5 protein-coding genes are annotated in these 4,570 nt (G+C 41.9%); 2 read left to right on the forward strand and 3 right to left on the reverse strand.

Translation table 11 applies throughout. The features are described from left to right. Positions 1-120: 120 nt before the first annotated feature. From Q0296_RS11265 to Q0296_RS11275, 3 genes are read right to left on the reverse strand one after another with little or no spacing between them, the layout of a single operon-like run. Entirely contained in the window at positions 121-705 is a 585-nt protein-coding gene (locus Q0296_RS11265; protein WP_298040642.1) for an NUDIX hydrolase, read from the reverse strand. Then, a complete protein-coding gene (gene mgtE, locus Q0296_RS11270) occupies positions 690-2,060 on the reverse strand; it encodes a magnesium transporter (protein ID WP_298040644.1) in 1,371 nt (456 codons plus the stop codon). The genes Q0296_RS11265 and mgtE overlap by 16 nt, the downstream gene beginning before the upstream one ends. Positions 2,061-2,069: 9 nt before the next feature. Further along, positions 2,070-3,239 (reverse strand): peptidoglycan DD-metalloendopeptidase family protein, encoded by a 1,170-nt coding sequence (locus Q0296_RS11275; RefSeq protein WP_298040646.1) that lies wholly within the window; start codon positions 3,237-3,239, stop codon positions 2,070-2,072. Between the two features lie 113 nt (positions 3,240-3,352). On the opposite strand from Q0296_RS11275, the gene Q0296_RS11280 reads away from it, so the two are divergent. Together Q0296_RS11280 and Q0296_RS11285 are read left to right on the forward strand one after the other, a co-directional pair. Continuing rightward, positions 3,353-4,075 carry a plasminogen-binding N-terminal domain-containing protein gene (locus Q0296_RS11280; protein WP_298040648.1) on the forward strand — a complete coding sequence of 241 codons (723 nt, stop codon included), beginning with the start codon at positions 3,353-3,355 and terminating at the stop codon, positions 4,073-4,075. Between the two features lie 3 nt (positions 4,076-4,078). Next, positions 4,079-4,570 (forward strand): YihY family inner membrane protein (locus Q0296_RS11285; RefSeq protein WP_298040650.1); only part of this gene is annotated, 492 nt, incomplete at its 3' end.

A 4,570-nucleotide genomic window follows, 5' to 3' on the forward strand; every position in this document is an offset into this window, starting at 1 on the left:
ATTTTAGTTACAATAGTGCAAATTTTAAACGTAAAGGTTTCTTATGTCGGATTATATTATTTTAGTTGGCATTTTTGTTGTGGCGGTTGTTGTCTTTGCGCTTATCAAAAAGGTCTCTTTTTAGCCTTTAAATTTCTCCCACCACAAGTAGGCAAATATCAGTCCAAAGCCCTTTACCTTGCTCTCGTCAAAGGCAAATTTCATCATATCTTCTCGTTTTATAAAAACTAGCTCGATATCTTCGCCGTCAATGCCGCCGCCTGAATTTACCTTCATGCTATCATTGATCTTTGCGTAAAACATCGTTTGAGTGTTGCCACCAAAGCCAAAAGCGCCATAAGTCATCGTGATGCGCTCCATCTCTTTTAGCTCATATCCGACCTCTTCGAATGCCTCTTCTCTAGCGGTTTGCTCCTCGCTTAGCCCCTTGTCCATGAGCCCTGCGCAAAGCTCGTAGGTAAAGCCTTGCTCGTTAGTTTTTAAATTTTCTTTTTCCTGTGAGTACCAAACGGCTGGGCGAAACTGCTTGACAAATAAAAATGCCTCTTTTTCCTCGTGGTAGAGCAAAATGCTAACGCTATTCATCACCTTGACACAGTCCCACTCTCTTTGCAAGCCATTTTGTTTAAATTTCATCTTAAATGGCTTTAGGTATTTTGACTCACCAAGAGGTAAAATTTCTAAATTTGTTATAGTAGTATCCATTTTGCAAGTCCTAAAAAGCTAAAAAATCCTATCGCGTCTGTAAAAGTTGTAAGAATGACGGCTGAACCAACAGCAGGGTCAATATTAAAGCGCCTTAGCATCAAAGGTATGATCGTGCCAAAAAAGCCTGCAAAGAATAAATTTGTGATCATACTAAGGCCGATAACCACGCCAAGCATGGCTTTGTCAAACCAAACGGCGGCGATTATACCCATGATGACGCCAAAGATGAGACCATTTACAAGCGATATCGTCACCTCACGCTTTAAAACGCTCTTTGCATCTTTAAATTCTATCTCTCCAAGTGCCAAACGGCGAACCGTAACGGCAAGGGCTTGCGTGCCAGTGTTGCCACCCATTGAGGCAACTATTGGCATAAGCACAGCAAGTGCGACGTAGGCTGCGATCGTCTCATCAAAAAGTCCGATGATAGAGGAGCTAAAGATCGCTGTTAGTAAATTTATAGCTAGCCACGCTGCACGGCTGCGACCTGCCTTAAATAGCGTCGTATCGTCCTCTTCTGACTCGTCATCAACACCGGCTAGGTTATACATTTGCTCAGTTGCGCTCTCTTGGATGTAGTCGTGGATATCATCAGCCGTGATACGACCGAGCAATACACCAGTACTACTTGTAACTGCGATAACGTTTAGGTCGTAGTCTTGCACCATGTCTGCAACGTCTTGCATAAGGTCCATATCGTTTGCGACGTGTGGCTTATACTGGTCGATATCTGCGGTTTCGATGTTTTGCTTAAGTGTCTTTGTAAAGTCAAATAGTATAAGGTCTTCAAGCGGGATGGCATACTGCAAAACGCCGTCTTTATCGATGATAAAAAGCTGCGAGATGTTTTCAAGCTTGCCTTCTTGCTTCTCACGCCTAAGCCTTGAGACTGCGCTGCCAAGCTTCTCTTCAAGATGAGCTGAGAAGAGCTCTGTTTGCATGTGCGCACCAGCTCTATCTTCATCATAGCTTCTAAGTCTTAAAATTTCGTTTTGGTTTTCTTTATCTAGCTCATTAAAAAGCTCTCTAGCCTTGTCCTCGTCGATATCTTCGATGTATTGGAGTAGGTCAGTCGCGTCGTCACTCTCTAGCTCTTCGAGTGCTTCGACGATCTTTTCAGCTGGGAGCGTGTCGATCACGTCTTTTAGCATGTGATCAGGTAGCTCTATCGCCACGTCACCTAAAATTTCAGGATCTAGCTTTTCAAGATACTGGGCAAAAAGCTCTTCGTCGTGTTTTTTAAGTGTTTTTAGGTGCTGGGCTAGCTCGTATGCAGAGAGCTCGCCATCTTCTAAAGTCTCATCTAAGTGCTGATCTATCAGCTCTTTTGCTTCTTCTAGTTCTTGGCTCAATGTCTACCTTTAAAAATCTATTACGTTAGGGAAAAATTCCACTTTATGATATACCTTATCCTCGCCTAAAGCACTCTTTATGAGCTCGTCGTTCTTGCTAACGACTGCTTTAAATTTGGCTGACTCTTTTTTATCTTCTATATTTTTTACGACCTTGATAGCGCTTTCTGGATTGATCGGTTTGCTACCTAGATATAGGCCAAAGTGCAGGTGCGGGCCCGTGCTCATGCCGCTTGTGCCAACGTATGCTATTAGCGTGCCTTGTTTTACCTTCATACCGCTTCTTATGCCCTTTGCAAAGCCATTTAGGTGAGCATAAAGCGTCTCGTAGCCACCAGCGTGAGAGATGATGACTGTTCTGCCGTAGCCACTCTTTTGTCCGACAAATTTGACCGTGCCGTCGCCTGCAGCCTTGATAGGTGTGCCTTTTGGAGCGCCGTAGTCAACGCCAAGATGCGCTCTATATCTTTGAAGGATCGGATGCCATCTTTTTAGAGTGAAATTTGATGTGATCCTAGCGTTTGCAAGAGGACGAACGAGTAGAAATTTGTCATTTTTCTTGCCGTTTTTATCATAAAATTTATCTTCAAATTTATACATCACGTAGCGTTTGTTTTTAGTCTCTATCATCGCTGCGTAAATTTCAGGCGTGCCAAAAGAGCGCCCCATGCGTAGTTTTTGGTTATAAATAATAGCGATCGTGTCGCCCTTGTTTATCTTTCTAAAGTCTATCCCACTGCCTTTAAAAACCTCTTTAAAGCCAAGTGCTAGCGTGCCAGAGCCAGTGTAGTCAAAGATATCTTCAGAGACTGATTTATCGACTTTTAGGGCTAAAACTTTATCTTCGCTTTGGTATAAGATCGGGATAAACTCAAGCTGAAATTTACCCTTGTCATCTCTATAAATATGTATCTGAAGCTCGTCACTAACGGGGATGAGAGCTTGTTTTACCTCTCCGTTATCGTCTTTGTAAATTTGATATTTTGTGCCGGCGATGATCTCTTCTGTTAGCTCTTGATCTTCGCTTGCGAGGTTGTAGTAAAGTGAAAGTGGGATTTTATTTGTCTCTAGGAAATTTAAAAAATTGCTACCACTTGGCCAGCTAAGCTCCTCAACGCTGGGCTTTACGGCATATAAATTTATACATAATATTGCAAAAATTATAAAGATACGAGGCATTAATGTCCTTTTAAAAAGCTGGTGGGATTTTAACTAAAACTTGCTTTAATTTTGCAAAAGATAAAGTATTTTAGGCTATAATCGCTTAGAAAATTTAATATTAGGAGATATTTTTGAAACGTATAATCGTGATTTTATCGCTGTTTTTTGGCTTTGCTTTTGGAGCTGATTTTTCATTAAACGAGTATAGAACTCCCATCATTAGCGTCGAAGGCGATGGCACAGCAACGATAGTTGATAGCCCAGAAATTTTGATCGGATCAAGCGGCGTCGTGCTTCATAAATTTGACACAGATAGCTCTATCATCGCAAGAGTGAGCGTTGTCTCAAAGGGCGCTGGCTTTGCGAAGGTGAGATTTGAGGTATTTGACCTACTTGAGCAAAAAGCGCTTCCACTTCCTGGTATCGCGCCTGCAAACGGCGACATAGTCGTGCTAAACTACCTTTATAACCGCTCGCTAATCGTCGTGCCAAATAAAGAAATTTACGAAGAGATCACAGGCGCGTTTCCTAATATGATATTTATCCACCCAGACCTTATCGGAGCATACTTAAGCTACGAGTACAAGCCAAATCCAAGCAGAGATGACTTTAGAAAGATGTGCGCTCAAAGTGCAGCTGGTCTTATTTTTGTCGCGATGGACGGTAGGAGCGTTTTTGCTGATTGTCAAAGCTTTAAGGTGCTAAAAGAGTTTAAAAGTGGCGAGGTTGAGTACTATCAGCTGCCATTTTACACAAGAGTTAGCGACATAGACACTGTATTTTGGAAGCTAAATAGCGAGCACATCAACAACTACGACGCTCACTATGAAAGACTTTTTGAAGAAGACAACTGATAAATGAGCCGTTTGTCCTTAAGTAAGCAAAGCTTAAAAGAGCTTTTAAATTTACTCCCAACGCTTAAGGACAAAGAGCTCTTCCACTACGCATCAAGCCTTAGTTTTCATACGATATTATCGATCATACCGATACTTCTTATATCGTTTTCTATCTTTACAAAACTGCCTAGCTTTGAGGATTATTACGCCAAAATTCAAGATTTTGTATTTTCAGCGCTGCTGCCAAGCAATCAAGAGATCATCTCAAACTATTTGCAAAATTTCCTCCAAAATAGCGGAAATTTAGGCATAGTTGGCTTTGTGGCGATGATATTTACCTCGGCTATGTTTTTTAGCGACTATGAATATGTCGTTTTGAGAGTCACCAGAGCTAGCAAAAGGCGAGGATTTTGGGCGGCGCTTAGCTCATACTGGACGCTTATAACGCTTGCGCCACTTGGCCTTGCTGGCAGCTTTTATCTATCAAGCTTCATTCAGGATATGCTAAATTCA

The sequence above is a fragment of the uncultured Campylobacter sp. genome (assembly GCF_937890585.1).
Classification (GTDB): Bacteria; Campylobacterota; Campylobacteria; order Campylobacterales; family Campylobacteraceae; genus Campylobacter_A.